A 14,513-nucleotide genomic window follows, 5' to 3' on the forward strand; every position below is an offset into this window, starting at 1 on the left:
TTATAAGTAAAAAATAGACTGCACCCAAGGCCACTCCCCCCGTTTTAACTTCCAGTCGCAACATCTCCAACCAAACTTATTTACCCTAAATGTAGCCATTGAAGCTGCCCGTGCCGGAGAAGTGGATCGCGTTTGCGGTTGTCTCTGATGAGTTAAGAAAGTGGGCTACTCGAATTCAAGACTCGATCAGTGAAGTTAACGCCATGACAACCATGATTGATTCACTATCAATGGAAGCACAGCAAAGCTTGCAGACCGTTTTGTAGCACATCGGCGCGACCAATAGGGAAACTCAAAGTATTGCTGCAGTCAAAGCGGCCAACCTAAAGACGTATCATATTCGGGTTATACCTGAGCGTGGATAGCCAGAGTAACTCGCTTTGGCGAGCAAATTCCTTGCAACTCATAATGGGGCAATTTCGTGTTACATACCTCGTCAGCACGCCTTTGGACAAAGATACGTTACTAAGAATTGACCATTAGCAATTCATGAAGAACATAGTGATTGGAAGAGCAGTTCTTATAAGAGTCTAATCTGTCTGATAAGATCTACACACTAGAGGAAGACGGTGAAACAATATATTTCATCAGAGGCATCAAGCTCATACAATGACTCCAACCTCACCGATACAGTAATAATGAGTTCAGTGATGGTCTCGCTTTGAACAAGCTACAGATCCAACTTCGGCTGAATAAAATCAATGAACGCAGAAATCCTCTTGGCAACAGAAGAAGATTTATAATAAACCGCATTGATTTGCTCTCGACCGGAATGACTGATTTTCTCTCCCTCTAATAAAGAAATTAATCTTCCCTCAGCAATGTCTTTCTTAACCATAAACCCAGACAGACAGGCGATACCATTTCCCATCAAAGCAAGTTGTCTTACTGTTTCACCATTACTTGAAGTTAGCGTTGGTATTAGTCCAGAAAAACCTTTCAAAGGCCATTCATTAAGCGTTTTCGGCGTTGAAAACCCTATCGTACTATGATGCTCTAAATCACTACTTTGGCTCGGAAAGCCACGCTTTGCTAAATAATCAGGTGAAGCCACAATGTAAAGTAAACTTCTACCCAAAGGCTTCGCATGTAACGTTGAGTCACTTAATGCACCGATTCGAATAGCGACATCGGTTTTCTTCTCTAGCAAATCTACGAACCCTTCGTTGGAGGTCAGCTCCAAATCAATATCAGGGTAAGCTTGATTAAACGACTGTACCAAAGGCACTAACTGATGAAAGACAAATGGACTGGCGGCATCGACGCGTAACTTCCCTTTGGGTAATTCACCACGGGATATGATCTCATCTTCTGCCAACTGCAACTGCATTAATCCTATTCGTACCGAATCAACAAATTGTCGCCCCTCATCCGTTAATTCAATCCGCCTTGTCGTTCTGTTTAATATCGTCACACCAAGTTGGCTTTCCACCTTACTTACCGCTCGCGATGCCCGTGCCACCTGTATATTTAAACTGTCTGCTGCCGCTGTAAATCCGCCAGTATCGATCACAGAAAGTAGAATTTCTAAATCATCCGATTTTGTACGCATTTTTGCCTACCATTTTCTGAACCGTTTAATTTTAATTATTGCATTTATAACAAATATCATTTGTTAAATAACCTATTTTTTGCAATGGAATTTCAACGCAGAATCTCTCCACCAAATCAGGACTCAGCAACATCTTGATAAACACATTCGTTGCTATGTACCTGAACCTAACAAACAAGAGAGTAAATGAAATGCCATTAGCACTACTCGCATTGACGCTTAGCGCCTTTGCCATTGGAACAACAGAATTTGTGATCGTAGGGTTGATCCCAACGATGGCTTCTGACTTAAATGTCTCACTACCATCCGCAGGACTGTTGGTGAGCCTTTATGCACTGGGTGTTGCAGTAGGCGCACCTGTATTGACAGCCTTAACAGGTAAAATGAACCGTAAACACGTGTTACTTGCGGTTATGTCACTATTTGTGATCGGCAATCTATTAGCCTGGCAAGCACCTGGTTATAACACTCTTATCTTTGCTCGCATTTTGACTGGTTTAGCCCATGGTGTATTTTTCTCTATCGGTTCTACGATCGCTACAGGTCTTGTGACTAAAGAAAAAGCAGCAAGTGCGATTGCGATTATGTTTACAGGATTAACTGTTGCGCTAGTGACAGGCGTACCACTTGGGACTTACATCGGTCAAACCTTTGGTTGGCAATCGACTTTTCTGATTGTTGCGTTATTGGGGCTAATTGCGTTGGTTGGTAGTGCTTTCTTAGTTCCCAGCAACCTAAAACAGCCTCCTGCAGCTAAACTGTCATCACAGTTAAAAGTGTTAACTCAGCCAAGACTTCTACTCGTTTATGCGATTACAGCGCTAGGTTACGGTGGTACATTTACTGCTTTCACTTTCCTTGCTCCAATTTTGCAACAGGAGACAGGATTCAACGCCAATGCTATCAGCCTTATTATGCTGGTATACGGTGTATCCGTGGCGATTGGTAACATTTGGGGCGGTAAAATGGCCGATAAGATGGGACCAATTAAAGCGCTGACAATTATTTTTTCTGGGCTCGCCGCTATCCTAGTTATATTTAACTTTACTGCAGTTAACCCTATCACAGCGGTAGCGACCATTTTAGTTTGGGGGGCTTTTGCATTCGGTAATGTACCTGGTCTACAAGTTTATGTAGTGAAACTAGCTGAAAAATACACTCCTGATGCGGTAGACGTCGCATCTGGTCTAAACATTGCGGCGTTTAACGTTGGTATTGCTCTTGGTTCTTGGGGAGGCGGTATGATCGTGTCTGAAATGGGGCTGATGCATACCCCTTGGATTGGTGCCGTGATAGTTCTCGTTGCGCTGGCTCTGACTCAAGTCAGTGGTAGTCTTGATAGACGTACAACAATTCATTTGTCAGAAAAAAGCGTACTTGTGAAATAAGCCTTGTAATGTCCACTAGAAGCTGGTCAATGCTCTGTATTGACCAGTTCATTCTTAATTTGAATGAATTTAGGTACTACACAATGAAAACCATTTTATCTCCGGAGCAATTCGGGACCAAAAACGGTTTAGTTCAACAGAACTAAACCGTTTCTATCAGGTTAGAAAAATGTTCTTCAAACCATAAATCGTACGATGAGCCTATCTAACGAAAACTTGGGATAATTGCTGGAATCCCCGGAAGTAAGCCAACCAATGCCATTACGCTCGTTAGCACAACAAACATAATGCCAGGCAATACCCAACGACTCATTTTACTGAGTTCCCCGCTACGTTCTTTACAGCCGACTAAGCCTAAATTATCTAGCAGCATGGTGAGAGACCAGCCAAATGCAGGGTTAACGAGCGCTGAAGAAAATACAACAATCGCCGCCGATTGAGTGGTTTTCCCTTCACGCGTCATTTCCATTCCTGCTTCTAGCAATGGAACAAATACCCCAACAATAAGCGCAACACACAGTACAGGTTGCCAGATCGCTAAGTCCATTGGGTAGCCCCAAACCGCGGCGATGATACAGAACAGTGCCGTCAGTAAAGCGCCAGCAGGAATTGGACGTTTAGCGATAGCCGCCGGAACGATGTAAGTTCCCCAAGAAGACGTAAAGTTAGTACCACCGAGCAGAGAACCGAACGTCTGACGAATTGACGCAGTGGTCATGGTATCGTCGATGTTCATATGTACTTTCTCTGTACGTTCTGGATAGCTTATTTTTTGAAACACTTGATGCCCTAAGAAATCTGGCGACCACATAGCTACGGCCAAAATAGCAAAAGGCAATACCACCATGAAATGCTCAATCGTAGGTAAACCTAGCATCCAACCCGTATCTTCCCCCCACCAATACATAGGATTCATATTGGGTAAGCCGGGCTCGGTTTGAAAAGAAAACGGAGCACCCATAGCAAAAGCTAACGTACCGCCTAGCAAGCAACTAAGAGGAACCGCTAGCCAACGCTTACGAAAGTGTTCCAGTAATGCATATAAAATAATGGTGCAAAAGATCACAACAAAAGCGATGTGACTCATCCCTATTCCCTCAGCCCAAGCGAACAGCTTTTTGACTTGAGAGACGGTTCCAACAAAGCCAAGGTAGAGCAATAAACCACCACACACGCCTTTACTGGTGAGATTTGCCAACATGCTGCCACCTTTACTGATGGCTAACAGTATGCCAAAAGCGCCAATCAGCAGACCAAAGGCCATTGGGTGCCCGCCTGCTGCAACGACGATAGGAATTAATGGGATGAGCGGGCCGTGTGTACCCGCGAGGTTTGCGGTCGGCAACAGAAAGCCTGAGAAAAGAATAATGAAAACAGAGGCGATGAGTAGTTCATAACGTACATTTTCTAAAATAAAGCCTTCATTCAACCCTAGCGCTCCGGCAAAGGTTGCGGCAATAGCTCCCACCATAACAACTTTACCAATGGTCGCGGCCATCGCTGGAATGGTGTCTTCTACCTCGAATCGATAATCTTTAAACAGCAAATTAGGACGCCAACGTTTAGGCGCCATGATTTGCAACTCGTGCTCTAAATATTGTTCTCGGGACTCAAACTCCGAGCTAGGTTTATGTTGTTGTTCATAAGTGAGTTCATCCTCACTGGCTTTAGGCTTATCTGTTCGAATATGTACGGACTCTAAAGTGCTGCTCATTGTGATTCCTTTCGTTCACACTCTAAGGTGTGTTTTTCCAACCAACGTTGTTTGCTCAATAAACGAAGATTAAGCAAGTCGTTGTCTCTATATTCTCTGCGACAAGATCTCGATAACTGACGTTTATGAACCCTTTAAATTAAGTTGCTAGTACCTTATACCAAACGAAAAAGTACAAATAGTCTCAGATGGTTAGACATTAGTCGTAGGGTTCGGCCTAACGGTATGAGCGTTGTGATGGGATCTGATAGACCTAGCTCAAGGTCTTTAGTGAAAGCGAACGAAAGGTGTGGAAGCCTGGTGAGCCAACAGCAACAGAAAGCTTGGGTTAGCGGCTTTTTATCCAATGAAGAAAGGGGCTCATGTAGCCCCTTTTAATTTATCGATTCATGTGTCGCAATTAGTCTAACAGCGCATCAACTGGATAATAGTTTTCGAAACACTCGCTGTTTTAATGTCTTCCATCGAGCAAAAAGCAAACCAATAGCGATTAAAATATAGATCGTCGGCTCTGCAACCTCAGACTTCACCGACCAATAAAAATGAATCGGTGCCAATATCGCAGCTAAGTAAACCCAGTTATGCAGCTTTTGCCATTTGGAACCCATCTTGCGTTGCATGGATTGAGTCGAAGTCACCGCCAGAAGTAACAAGATCACCCACACTGCCGCACCAACGGTCAAATAAGGGCGTTTGACGATTTCAGAGGCAAGCAAACTCCAATCTAACCCTAAATCAAGAACAGCAAACGCAACCAAATGAAGCACTGCCCAGAAAAAGCTGTAGAGCCCGAGTAGTCGTCTAACTCGAACTAACAATCCCTGCTTGGTCCAACGCGCAAGCGGAGAAACCAACAAGGTAATAAACAGCGTATTCAGCGCGCTAATACCCGTATAATGGATAATGCCTTGAACAGGGTCGCCACCTAAGTTGTCGGTATTAATCGCAATAACCAGCAGACCTAAAAAGCCTAAAGAGACAAGATGGATAAGGACCTTAAGCGCAATGATGTGTTTTGGCGTCAGCTTTCTCAATAGAACTTCCTCAGGTCCATATTCTTATAGAGATGCGCCACCTCTTCCTCGTAACCGTTGAACATCAATGTTGGCTGTCTGCGAGTACTGAGCACACTGCCCTCACCGATGAAACGCTCGCTAGCTTGGCTCCAACGTGGGTGGTCAACATTTGGGTTCACATTAGCGTAAAAACCGTATTCATTTGGTGCTAAACGATTCCACGTTGTTGGCGGCTCTCGGTCAGTTAAACGAATTCGAACAATAGACTTAATGCTTTTGAAACCATACTTCCACGGTACAACTAAGCGAAGTGGCGCACCGTTTTGTGGTGCAAGCGTCTTCCCGTACAAACCCACAGAAATCAGTGCGAGCGGGTTCATTGCTTCATCAAGACGAAGCCCTTCGACGTAAGGATATTCAATACTGCTAAACGAGCCTTGAGCTGGGAACTGTTTCGGGTCGTAGAGGGTTTCAAAAGCAACGTATTTCGCGCTACTTTTTGGATCCGCCATTTTGATGATGTCTGCTAGAGGAAAACCAATCCATGGAATGTTCATTGACCATGCTTCGACACAACGTAAGCGATAGATTCGCTCTTCTAGTGTGAACTTGTTAAAGATGTCATCGTAGTCGAGCTTAATCGGGTTATTCACCAAGCCGTCGATCTCAACCGTCCACGGGTCAGACACAAATTCAGAAGAGTTTTTCGCTGGGTCAGATTTATCGGTACCAAACTCATAGAAGTTATTGTATTTCAAAACCTTGCTCTCAGGAGTAAGAGAAAGATCCGCTTGATACTGCTGTGGCTTAGTCACACTAAGGTCAATTCGATTATCTGAGACTGGCTTTTCCTTTGACGAGAAGATGTCCAAAATACCAGCTTGTGCATTCGCAGCGAGTGGCATACCGGCAACCGCAATGCCTAACTTTTTCAATATTTCACGACGCTCTTTATAGACGGACTCTGGCGTCGCTTCGTTTTCAGATAAAGCCCAGCGATGATTCTTCTTAATCCACATAATCTTCCCCGAATGTGTTCATACTTTAGTAAATAGCGAACTGGTAATACGTTGATTAAGACAGACCGTAGCAATGGCAGTTCTATTTCATAAAAAACGAAAAACCGATATGCATTTAAGTTTGCAATTACTATTCAGCCGCACGGTGGAACACGCAACGACTTCATTATTAACCAAATCTAAAAACTGATTTAGGGATTACCCCTCTTATCATTAACAATCACAACTCTATACTGGCATTGTTCCCATACTTTCCAATCATGAGCCTTATGATGCTAGCGATTTCCTCGACTTTAAAATCCGTTCTCGAAAAAACACTGCCGTTAACGGTCGGTCTCTTTGCGATCATGTCAGTACAACTTATTGACGCAGTGTTTATCGGCAAGCTTGGTGTAAACGAGCTTACGGTGCAAGGTATTACCATGCCTTTCCAAGCTGCATTTATCGGCATTCAAGTCGGCATCGGTGTCGCGGCAACATCGATCATTTCTCATGCTTTTGGTGCAAATGACACACGACGAGCTACCAATACGGCTTCACTTGCATTGCTTGTTGGAAGCGCTTTTATCGCACTTATTGGAGTTACGTTGTGGTTGATGGAACAAAGTGTGTTTTCCGCATTTATCTCTGTGGAAGACGGCGGCACCCAGTATCAGCAACTCGAAGTGTTATTTGGTCAGTTCTGGGGCTTGTGGTTGTTGAGCGCACTATCGAGTGCTGTGCTGTATTTGATGACCTGTGTTTATCGTGCGAATGGTGACACTAAAGTCACTGGCTCCGTTTTTGTCATCGCAAGCCTTATCAACCTCGTACTTGATCCAATCTTTATGTTCGTTCTTAACATGGGGATCGCAGGTGCAGCGCTAGCATCTATGCTTGGTTTTGCTATCAGCGCGGGTTACATGATGCAAAGAGCCAAAGGTCGCCATTGGTTCGCTCCTTTCTCTTGTGCTTTAGCCAGCAAAGAGGATTTCAATCTACTGATCAAAACCACGATTCCAACCATGATGAACCAAATCTTACCGTCAGTCAGCGCGTTCGTGACTGTGATGTTCATCGCTCATCTTGGAACCAATGAAATTGCGTTTTGGAGTTTGCTCAACCGAGTCGAGAGCTTCTTGCTAATCTTCACATTGGCGCTCACCATGTCGTTACCACCGATGATTGGTCGTGAGCTCGGTGCCGAACGTTTCGATTCAATCCAAGCGCTTGTTCAATCAGCTTCTCGCTTTGTGATCTTGTTCCACTTGGTCATCGCAACTTTGTTGGTGGTAAGTTTACCAATCGTTGTTCCTCTACTATCGGCGGACAACACAATGCAAGATTGGTTGAAGCTAGCCCTTTGGGTGATTCCGTTTAGCTACGGTCCTTTAGGCTTATGTATGGTTGTCACTTCAATCTTTAACGCATTGGGTAAACCCAAAACCGCCCTTTTCGTTTGCTTCGTTAGATTGCTGGTTCTGTACATCCCAGCGATTGCGATTGGTTCGTTACAGGGTGACATTTTTACTATCGTCATTGCGGCAACAATAGCGAATGTACTCGCTGGATTGTTTTCATGGTTACAGTTAACGAGCTATGTAAAGCAAAACTTATCCGCTACTCATGCCCCCATGATGAAAGTGAAAACAGCAGAACACCGATAATCAATAGTATCTTGGATATTTCGAGTGATTAAATGTGTTAGTCTTGGTGAAATAAAGCAAATATGGAACCTGTTTTTATGCTGGGTAAATTCACTAAGGTGATTGACCATTTCTCTGATATGGGTGTTCCACCTCAAACGGTTAAACCCTTGTCAACTCAGTTTAAATTGCTCTCACTAAACCCATCAGATATTTTGCTCGCACAGGGATCTCAGCAGGACTATGGCTATTTTATCCTGTCCGGAATACTTAGAGCTTGTCATTACGGTGAGAACGGTCTTGAACGATGCAAAGAGTTTTATTTTCAAGATGAGCTATGCTTCCTCTATTCAAGTTGGTTGCAGGGAATGCCTGCCCAATATCAAATTGAAGCTATTACAACAGCAGAAGTAATAAGGATCCCTTTGAATTTACTGGCATTGCCTTCGTTCTCACAAGCCAAAGTCACACTGTTACAGCAACAATTAATATTCAAGGAGCAGAAAGAAGCCCTTCTATTACTCCACACACCCGAGCAAAGGTATCGGCACTTGCTGCAGTATTGGCCACATTGGTTAGCTAAACTTAATAACATTCAGATAGCCAGCTATATCGGTATTAGCCCTGTCAGCCTATCGAGATTGAAAGCCAGAATTAAAAGCTAAATATAAAAAGTAGGAATTAACTAAAGTTAATTCCTACCTTAGGATACATACGCATAATCTCACCTCCATATTTATTCTAAATTTTGTAGGAGGGAAGCATGTCGGCATTTCTTTGGTCCCAAATATTGATAGCAATCGCCATCGTATTCGATCTGATATCATTTCAATTTAAAAAAAGGCAAAAAATTGTCTGTTGCTTATGTGCATCTGGCATCTTGATTAGCACCCACTTTGTTCTACTAGAGCAATGGACCGCCGCAAGCTTAATGCTACTCGCTAGTATCCGCTATTTCACTAGTATCTTTACTACATCGAAAAGGTGGATGTTTCTGTATTTAACCTCTGCGTTAATGATCACTGTGATGACCTTTGTTGACTTAATCAATTTGCTTAGTTTTGGCGGAACGCTATTTCAGACCACAGCTGCATTTTGTAAAAGTGATCAACGTTTACGGCAATTAATGATTGTCGGAACTTTGCTCTGGCTAATACACAACTACCTTGCAGGCTCTCCTACCGCTGTACTAATGGAGCTGTTGTTTATTAGCAGCAATCTTATCGGCTATTATCGTTATTATGGGATACGCCAAGGTCTGTTGACTCAGAACAAATCTGTATAAACATATGCCGATATTTACGACAAACAACATGAAAAAAGAGCGAACTTAGTCGTTCGCTCTATGGCATCTAGCTCATTGGATTACTCTTTAGACCAAGCAAACTTTTCAAATACTTTATCTACTGGGGTGTGAGCAACATGGTTTACGTAGTTACTAATCACTTTTTGCGATAGACCAAGGATCACTTCCAGAACCTGTTGCTGACCGTAACCTGCTGCAAAAAACGCTGCTAGTTCTGTTTCTGATACATTGCCACGCTCACGAACGACAGCAAGAGTAAAGTCTTTTAATGCTTGAAGCTTTTCAGTTGGCATTGCTTCATCATTACGCAATGCTTCAGTCAGTGTTGGGTCTACTTTCATTGAGTGCGCGATCCCGGTATGTGCAGGAACACAGTAGTGACATTCGTGCTCAACGTTGATGGTTTGCCATACCACTGTTAGCTCTTCAGCGTCGAATGATGTATTAGTGAATTGCTGATGCAGTTGCGTGTACGCCGTTAGGATTTGAGGAGACTCAGCCATTACCGCGTAAAGACCCGGAATCATACCCATTTGCTTTTGTGCACCTTCAAGGATTGCTTTGCTTTTTTCTGGTGCAGACTCAACAGTGTGTAGTTTAAATTCATTCATTTTTCTCTTTCCCATTCTCTAACTTATTAACTTTACTGACTTATTTCACTTCTGGCTCTAGCAGGACTTTGGTTACAAACAAACGAACCGCTGGCGCTACAAGGGCTAAAACTAACAGTGCAGATGGCACCATTTGTGAAACTGCGTTTAACCATGCATCGAAGAACATACCGTTTGTAGGTAACGCCTTAGCAACCATGATAGCTGGCATGCTAAGAAGCATAGTTGGTAGAACCATAGAAACCATTAATGGGTACTGGAACTTGCGCGGAAACTTTTTCATATTTGACTCTCTTGTACCTTACTTCGATTGGCTAATTGATGGGGATATATTAGCCCCGACCATCGCAATCAAAAATAGACAACATTGAACTTGAATCTTTCATATTTGAATGATTAACTCAAAGTGTCATTCCCAAGAGCGTTCAATTATGAAAGCAAAAGACATCTCCAACCTCTATCTGTTTTGCCAATCTGTCGAGTGTGGCGGCTTTGCTGCGGCGAGCCTCAAAACACACGTTTCAGCCCCAACGCTGTCAAGGGCGGTGGCAAGCCTCGAAGATAAACTGGGTGAAAAACTGGTACACCGTAATGCAAAACAGTTCCAACTCACGACTGCAGGCGACGAATACTACCAACGCTTCGCTGCCCTATTTATGCAGTTAAATGATGAATGGACGCAGCTTTCGAATAGCCAGCCAGTATTGACGGGTGAAATCCGAGTCTCTTGCCCTGAGCCATTTGCTGATAATTTCCTGCAAAAGATGGCGATTGAGTTTATGCAGCTTCACTCAGAGGTATCCGTAACCATTCAATTTAGTGCAGGCACTGAGCGTTTCTTTGATGAGCAGATTGACCTTGCGATTGTAACGACCCCACCTCATGCCAGTCATTTAATACAGCGTCGGTTATTTGAATCACCATTAATGCTCGCAGCATCACCCAGTTATATCGCAAAACATGGTCAGCCAGAACGAGCAGAAGAGTTGATTAACCATCAGCTACTCTCAGGTAATAACTTGCCGTATTGGGAGCTAAAAGAAGATGGCAAAGCGATCCGTATTCCTTATCAGCCTCGTTACTCAATCAGCAGTCTGCGGTTAAATATTGATGCGACAATAGCAGGAGCTGGGATCTGCATGATGCCAAGAGCTGCCTTTGAAAAGCATGCAGAAAGAAAAGAGTTAGTAGAAGTATTGCCAGAACTAGAATACCCAACGGGTAAAGCATTCTTGGTGTGGGCAGACAGAAAGCTGATAGCGACCAGAGTGGTTGCCTTTAGAGACATGATTTTTGAAAGGTTTGGGCAATCGGCAGAATTTCTGGCTTCGATTCACTCAGAGCGAAATTAGTAGTTGTTGTATATATGAAATGCCTATTTATAAATGAAATGCGCCAGACTAGACGAACTAATCTGGCGTTTATTTTGTAACTTTTACGATTACTTTTTACGAAAATATAGGAATGCATTTAACCAAGCTAACCCAAGAATAATCAGCGTCATTACAGGTGGCTTAGACTGAAGTGGTAGCACTTCGGCTGGCACATTTGGCAATAGGTGAACATACACCGCGACAATCATAATTGCGGTAGTTAACAGCGCTGATAACTGCATGGCTTTATCTTTAATTGGTGCTGCGAGTACCTTATTGCCAATCATCACCACAAGTAGCAGTAAACCTGCAAAAATCTCACCTAATTGACCCATCCATCGAGACAAAGTAGGAAAAGGCAGTTCACTTAACGCAATCTGTTTTGCGAACATAGTCGTAAACGGGTCAAAGAATTTTACGGTTCCCGCCATCACCATAAAGGCACCGAGAAGACCAGTTAGGATCTTTTGAACTTTTGTTCCTGCGCTGTCGGCTTTGTCATAATTACGAACCAAAAAAACACTCGTAACGAGTAGCATCGCGCCGATAAGAGATAATTCAAGAACTAATTGTGATGTGCTCATAGCAAACCTTCATTATGTGTTAGCAAGTTGATGGCGCTATTCTACGAAACACAATAAACCTCAAAAATAGACAGGTTTGATTTTTATCCGTTCAAAAATGCAAGATTAAATATTACCTCTAGGGCGTTTAAGTGAGCCGTACGATTTGCCCTCTGACGGTATCTAAAGCGGACTGCAATTGTGGGCGGCTTAGTGGACCTGCGAGTGATATCCTCACCGCTGCTGGCACTTCATACCGACCCACGGCAAACATTTCTGCTTCTCTCACTCTGACTCCATGTTTCAACAACGATTGGTTAAAGTGATACCCTGTTAATGGCTCAGGCAAAGGTAACCATACATTGTAGCCAGGGACGCCAATCTGGATTTCGGGAAATACAGCCTTCCAGATCCGATGACGCGCACTGAGTTCCATCGCGATCTCTTCGTCCACCGCCTGCATCGCTTCGCTGGTTAACCAACGACAAACCAGATCGATTATCAAAGGGCTAACATACATACAGCTGGCTCGTAGCGCTCGTTGCAGTAACTCTTTGAAAGACAATGGAAGAATGATAAAGCCCAGTCGCAATCCACCCGCGAAGTACTTAGAAAAACTGCCCACGTATAAGGTAATATCCGGAGCAATAGCGACTAAAGGACTCTTTCGATGGGATGGCGGGCAGTATAGAACGTCGTCCTCAATAATCAACACATTGTAACGACGGCATATTTCTATGATTTTTAGTCTTCGGCTATCTGTTAATTGAGCTCCGGTCGGGTTTTGTATTCCCGGCGTGAGATAAAGCAGTTTTGGGCGATGCCTCTTACAGTGCAATGCCAGATCTTCTGGATCTAATCCATGTTCATCGACTTTTACTGGCACTAGCTTTCGTTCGGATTGCTGACATGCATAGATGAACTCTGGATAACACAGCCCTTCGGCAAGAATAGTATCTTTGGGACGGCTTAATGCTTGAATAATCAGCGAGATCCCGTGTTGCCCTCCATGAATCCACATTAGACGCCGTGCGTCAATATCGATATTAAACTTGCTCATCAGCCATTGTCGAAGAGTCTCGTTATGACCCTGAATGCCATCAGCGGAGTAGTAATCCAGCACGGCTGCCTGCGCGATCTCCTCATGAGATAACTCTTTCAACGCATTCGCCAGAAATTTCGGCTGCGATAATAACAAAGGTCGGCAGCGCGCTAAATCAATGCCTTGTTCTTCCAATACCGGATGATAAAAATGGTTCAGTTCAGTTTCTCTGTTCCGAACATAAGTTCCACTTCCTACTTTTGGCTCTGTTAAGCCCCTCTGCTCAAGCTCCTGATACGCCCTTGTCACCGTTCCAACCGTCACACCCAAGCGATAAGACAAAATACGCTGAGGGGGTAATTTCGTATCTGGTTCGAGTTCACCACTCTCTATCACCTCAGCAATCGCATCAGCCAGTGCCATAAACTTAGGTCCGGAACGACCCGATATATCAGGGACTAACATTGTCTCTCTCCGAAGGGGTACAATTAATTCTTGTATTCAGGATAAATAAGGCCTGACGAAAATGAAATCAAAGAATTGTCACCATGACGCATTAAATGTAGGTCTCTCTCACTTTGCCCCTTTACTCTTGGCTCAGCTGCACTTATTTGAGAGGAAAGGAAATGACAACATTATGGGACCTAATGCCAGCGATGAGTTTATTTGCGTTTGTTACCGCCATCACGCCCGGTCCAAATAACTTATTGCTCGCCAACTCAGGGGCACAATTTGGTGTCCGGAAATCATGGCGACACCTAATTGGTATCCGTATTGGTGTTATCGGGTTAATTCTGCTTTGCGCGTGTGGTGCTGGCGTTGCTCTCCAGACTCATCCAAGTTGGTATCTCACCATAAAATACATCGGTCTGGCTTACATGTTCTGGTTGATAATAAAGCTGTTGTGTACCAACTCTTTCGCGGGTAAAGCCACCAAAAGCAAACCAATCAACGTAACTCAGGCTACGTTGTTTCAACTAGGTAATATGAAGGCTTGGATGGCATCACTTGCTTTGGTCACAAGTTATAGCCTCCCCTCTAGCTATTGGTTATCTGTCGCATTGATTACTTTCGTGTTTACGACATTCGGACTGTTTGCCAATATGACTTGGGTCTGGGTTGGTCAAAAAATCCGTGTTTATCTCAATACCACATTAAAGCAGCGTATGTTCAATATCAGCCTAGCAGCGATAACATTCATATCATTGTTACCAGTGTTGGAGCACTCAATCTGAGTACTAACGGTTAAGTAATACTGGCTGGTGAATCAAAAAAGATAAAACGCCCACACTGCTGAACAAGTG

At 43.7% G+C, this 14,513-nt stretch carries 15 protein-coding genes; 7 read left to right on the forward strand and 8 right to left on the reverse strand.

What is annotated here, in order from left to right; translation table 11 throughout:
- Window positions 1–110 precede the first annotated feature (110 nt).
- Window positions 111–266: a hypothetical protein gene (locus J4N44_RS08490; RefSeq protein ID WP_155485584.1), complete on the forward strand. Its 156-nt coding sequence runs from the start codon at window positions 111–113 to the stop codon at window positions 264–266.
- A gap of 404 nt (window positions 267–670) precedes the next feature.
- Here the strand turns inward: J4N44_RS08490 and J4N44_RS08495 are convergent, their stop codons facing one another.
- Complete coding sequence (locus J4N44_RS08495; RefSeq protein ID WP_005446023.1) at window positions 671–1,552, reverse strand: LysR family transcriptional regulator; 882 nt, start codon at window positions 1,550–1,552, stop codon at window positions 671–673.
- A 191-nt stretch (window positions 1,553–1,743) separates the two neighbouring features.
- On the opposite strand from J4N44_RS08495, the gene J4N44_RS08500 reads away from it, so the two are divergent.
- Entirely contained in the window at window positions 1,744–2,940 is a 1,197-nt protein-coding gene (locus J4N44_RS08500) for an MFS transporter (protein WP_029788129.1), read from the forward strand.
- A gap of 205 nt (window positions 2,941–3,145) precedes the next feature.
- Here J4N44_RS08500 and J4N44_RS08505 read toward each other — a convergent pair whose 3' ends face one another.
- The 3 genes from J4N44_RS08505 to msrP all read right to left on the reverse strand — a co-directional run bounded on the left by J4N44_RS08505 (window position 3,146) and on the right by msrP (window position 6,689).
- Window positions 3,146–4,654: a DUF3360 domain-containing protein gene (locus J4N44_RS08505; protein ID WP_252044200.1), complete on the reverse strand. Its 1,509-nt coding sequence runs from the start codon at window positions 4,652–4,654 to the stop codon at window positions 3,146–3,148.
- 416 nt (window positions 4,655–5,070) lie between these two features.
- Window positions 5,071–5,688 (reverse strand): protein-methionine-sulfoxide reductase heme-binding subunit MsrQ, encoded by a 618-nt coding sequence (msrQ, locus tag J4N44_RS08510; protein WP_038897895.1) that lies wholly within the window; start codon window positions 5,686–5,688, stop codon window positions 5,071–5,073.
- Window positions 5,685–6,689: a protein-methionine-sulfoxide reductase catalytic subunit MsrP gene (gene msrP / locus J4N44_RS08515; RefSeq protein ID WP_252044201.1), complete on the reverse strand. Its 1,005-nt coding sequence runs from the start codon at window positions 6,687–6,689 to the stop codon at window positions 5,685–5,687. The genes msrQ and msrP overlap by 4 nt, the downstream gene beginning before the upstream one ends.
- Before the next feature lie 272 nt (window positions 6,690–6,961).
- Between msrP and J4N44_RS08520 the strand changes: the two genes are divergently transcribed.
- From J4N44_RS08520 to J4N44_RS08530, 3 genes are all read left to right on the forward strand, one after another.
- Window positions 6,962–8,335: an MATE family efflux transporter gene (locus tag J4N44_RS08520; RefSeq protein ID WP_252045091.1), complete on the forward strand. Its 1,374-nt coding sequence runs from the start codon at window positions 6,962–6,964 to the stop codon at window positions 8,333–8,335.
- A 77-nt stretch (window positions 8,336–8,412) separates the two neighbouring features.
- A complete protein-coding gene (locus tag J4N44_RS08525; protein ID WP_047516794.1) occupies window positions 8,413–8,979 on the forward strand; it encodes a Crp/Fnr family transcriptional regulator in 567 nt (188 codons plus the stop codon).
- Between the two features lie 98 nt (window positions 8,980–9,077).
- Window positions 9,078–9,599, forward strand: a complete 522-nt coding sequence (locus J4N44_RS08530; protein WP_017818086.1) for a YgjV family protein — start codon at window positions 9,078–9,080, stop codon at window positions 9,597–9,599.
- An 80-nt stretch (window positions 9,600–9,679) separates the two neighbouring features.
- Here the strand turns inward: J4N44_RS08530 and J4N44_RS08535 are convergent, their stop codons facing one another.
- Together J4N44_RS08535 and J4N44_RS08540 are read right to left on the reverse strand one after the other, a co-directional pair.
- Window positions 9,680–10,231, reverse strand: a complete 552-nt coding sequence (locus J4N44_RS08535; RefSeq protein WP_252044203.1) for a carboxymuconolactone decarboxylase family protein — start codon at window positions 10,229–10,231, stop codon at window positions 9,680–9,682.
- A gap of 40 nt (window positions 10,232–10,271) precedes the next feature.
- Complete coding sequence (locus tag J4N44_RS08540) at window positions 10,272–10,514, reverse strand: hypothetical protein (RefSeq protein ID WP_017818084.1); 243 nt, start codon at window positions 10,512–10,514, stop codon at window positions 10,272–10,274.
- A 148-nt stretch (window positions 10,515–10,662) separates the two neighbouring features.
- Here J4N44_RS08540 and J4N44_RS08545 point away from each other — a divergent pair, with 148 nt between their 5' ends.
- Window positions 10,663–11,583, forward strand: coding sequence for a LysR family transcriptional regulator (locus J4N44_RS08545; RefSeq protein ID WP_049535959.1), 921 nt, complete (start codon window positions 10,663–10,665; stop codon window positions 11,581–11,583).
- A gap of 89 nt (window positions 11,584–11,672) precedes the next feature.
- Here J4N44_RS08545 and J4N44_RS08550 read toward each other — a convergent pair whose 3' ends face one another.
- Together J4N44_RS08550 and J4N44_RS08555 are read right to left on the reverse strand one after the other, a co-directional pair.
- Window positions 11,673–12,188: a membrane protein gene (locus J4N44_RS08550; RefSeq protein ID WP_017818082.1), complete on the reverse strand. Its 516-nt coding sequence runs from the start codon at window positions 12,186–12,188 to the stop codon at window positions 11,673–11,675.
- A 127-nt stretch (window positions 12,189–12,315) separates the two neighbouring features.
- Window positions 12,316–13,674 (reverse strand): aminotransferase-like domain-containing protein, encoded by a 1,359-nt coding sequence (locus tag J4N44_RS08555; protein ID WP_252044205.1) that lies wholly within the window; start codon window positions 13,672–13,674, stop codon window positions 12,316–12,318.
- A gap of 161 nt (window positions 13,675–13,835) precedes the next feature.
- On the opposite strand from J4N44_RS08555, the gene J4N44_RS08560 reads away from it, so the two are divergent.
- On the forward strand, window positions 13,836–14,444 hold the full coding sequence (locus J4N44_RS08560; RefSeq protein ID WP_009697473.1) for a LysE family translocator: 609 nt from the start codon (window positions 13,836–13,838) through the stop codon (window positions 14,442–14,444).
- Window positions 14,445–14,513: the final 69 nt, after the last annotated feature.

Source organism: Vibrio sp. SCSIO 43155, from assembly GCF_023716605.1.
In the GTDB taxonomy this organism is placed as follows: domain Bacteria; phylum Pseudomonadota; class Gammaproteobacteria; order Enterobacterales; family Vibrionaceae; genus Vibrio; species Vibrio harveyi.

Bases quoted from the DNA above. Each gene is read 5' to 3' on its own strand.
- J4N44_RS08505 (WP_252044200.1), bottom strand. From the start codon at position 4,654: ATGAGCAGCACTTTAGAGTCCGTACATATTCGAACAGATAAGCCTAAA.
- J4N44_RS08540 (WP_017818084.1), bottom strand. From the start codon at position 10,514: ATGAAAAAGTTTCCGCGCAAGTTCCAGTACCCATTAATGGTTTCTATG.
- J4N44_RS08555 (WP_252044205.1), bottom strand. From the start codon at position 13,674: ATGTTAGTCCCTGATATATCGGGTCGTTCCGGACCTAAGTTTATGGCA.
- J4N44_RS08525 (WP_047516794.1), top strand. From the start codon at position 8,413: ATGCTGGGTAAATTCACTAAGGTGATTGACCATTTCTCTGATATGGGT.
- J4N44_RS08545 (WP_049535959.1), top strand. From the start codon at position 10,663: ATGAAAGCAAAAGACATCTCCAACCTCTATCTGTTTTGCCAATCTGTC.
- J4N44_RS08550 (WP_017818082.1), bottom strand. From the start codon at position 12,188: ATGAGCACATCACAATTAGTTCTTGAATTATCTCTTATCGGCGCGATG.
- J4N44_RS08535 (WP_252044203.1), bottom strand. From the start codon at position 10,231: ATGAATGAATTTAAACTACACACTGTTGAGTCTGCACCAGAAAAAAGC.
- J4N44_RS08520 (WP_252045091.1), top strand. From the start codon at position 6,962: ATGCTAGCGATTTCCTCGACTTTAAAATCCGTTCTCGAAAAAACACTG.
- J4N44_RS08560 (WP_009697473.1), top strand. From the start codon at position 13,836: ATGACAACATTATGGGACCTAATGCCAGCGATGAGTTTATTTGCGTTT.
- msrP (WP_252044201.1), bottom strand. From the start codon at position 6,689: ATGTGGATTAAGAAGAATCATCGCTGGGCTTTATCTGAAAACGAAGCG.
- J4N44_RS08500 (WP_029788129.1), top strand. From the start codon at position 1,744: ATGCCATTAGCACTACTCGCATTGACGCTTAGCGCCTTTGCCATTGGA.
- J4N44_RS08495 (WP_005446023.1), bottom strand. From the start codon at position 1,552: ATGCGTACAAAATCGGATGATTTAGAAATTCTACTTTCTGTGATCGAT.
- J4N44_RS08530 (WP_017818086.1), top strand. From the start codon at position 9,078: ATGTCGGCATTTCTTTGGTCCCAAATATTGATAGCAATCGCCATCGTA.